The sequence below is a fragment of the Acinetobacter sp. 809848 genome, assembly GCF_000581275.1.
Taxonomy (GTDB): Bacteria; Pseudomonadota; Gammaproteobacteria; order Pseudomonadales; family Moraxellaceae; genus Acinetobacter; species Acinetobacter pittii.
In genome coordinates, this window is record NZ_JEXG01000143.1 from 1 (window position 1) to 1,317 (window position 1,317).

General features: G+C 36.7%; 1 protein-coding gene and 1 pseudogene. Both read right to left on the minus strand.

Going from position 1 to position 1,317, the window contains the following annotated elements; translation table 11 throughout:
* Positions 1–28 precede the first annotated feature (28 nt).
* Positions 29–844: pseudogene (locus tag J536_RS24430) on the minus strand (FUSC family membrane protein); the annotation flags it as partial.
* 203 nt (positions 845–1,047) lie between these two features.
* A partial coding sequence (locus J536_RS24435; RefSeq protein WP_032064288.1) for a superoxide dismutase family protein occupies positions 1,048–1,317 on the minus strand: 270 nt, incomplete at its 5' end.

A 1,317-nucleotide genomic window follows, 5' to 3' on the forward strand; every position in this document is an offset into this window, starting at 1 on the left:
ACCTAATAAATAGCCAAGCCCGTTATGTAAGATCACTACGGCTAAAATTCTGTTGAATATGTTCGTAATGTAAATAATTTGAAGTGGCTTGCTCGTGAATATCTCGTGCGAAAAAATATAGGTTTAGCCAATAGATACTTTTATTACTGACTCTGGAAGCTTTGAGCCGAGTAAGTAGAGAACTGCGTATTTGATTGAGGCTTTGGGCAACTTGCGTATTTTGTAGAGATAATTCATATAAAAGCTGCTCAACATTCTCTTTATTGTCCGGATCAAACAAACGAGCTTTTGCTTGTAGTAGAACAGAAATTTCTTTAAAAATTTGTGAGAGCTTATCTTGTAAGGGAAGTGTCGGTTTAATAATAAAAAATAAAATAGAAGTTAAACCGTACCACAGAGCACCATAAACAAAATAAGTAGGTTGTTGATACCAATGTGCGTATTCGCCTAAACCGAACATACTATAAATAGAGAGCAGAATCGTGCCAAAAGAAATCGTGGCATAACGTTGCCCTAAGGCGCCTAGTAATATGAAAAAAGCGCTTGAGATAGAGAGATATAAAATAAAGAAAATTTTGTAAGGAGCTAAAAAGCCAAGAATACTACTGACTGTAAAAAAGAGCAGGCAGACATAGATCAAGTTGCGTAATCGAATACTTAAACGATCATCAAAGTCTGTCAATGCTGCTGCAATTGCGCCTAAGGTTACAGGAACAATGAGTTGATTATAGCCTAGCCAAAGCAAACCTAAAGTTGTGCCAGTGAGTACAATCAGAATTTGCAGGCAATAAATTAAAATAGAGTTCGTCTTAAAGCTATTAAATATTTGGGTCAGATAATTCACGGCTTTTGTTCTAAATTAGAGAATACGTGAGGAAGCACTATGTAACTTTAAATTTTTATTACTTCAAAAATATTATTCTTTTTATCTACAAAAGTCAGTCATTTTTTTAGATTTTATTAGACTTAAACCAAGTTGTAACGATCAATAAATTAACAGAATTGTGGATATCTTTTTAGATACCCACAATTTAAAAAATACATAAATTATTTAATCACGCCACACGCAATTCGTGCTCCGCCACCGCCAAGAGGTTGAGGTGAGTCTGAATAATTGTCACCACCCGCATGGATCATAATCGCTCGACCCTGAATATCAGCAAGTTTTAATCGAGGTGCGATTACGGCAGTTGTTGCAACACCTGTATTATCGACAACTAAAACAGGTAGATCGCCTAAATGGCCAGTGGTTGGAGTACCATGATGAGGGGCTTGGTTCGGGTTATAGTGGCTACCGGCAGCTAAAGCAGCGCCAGG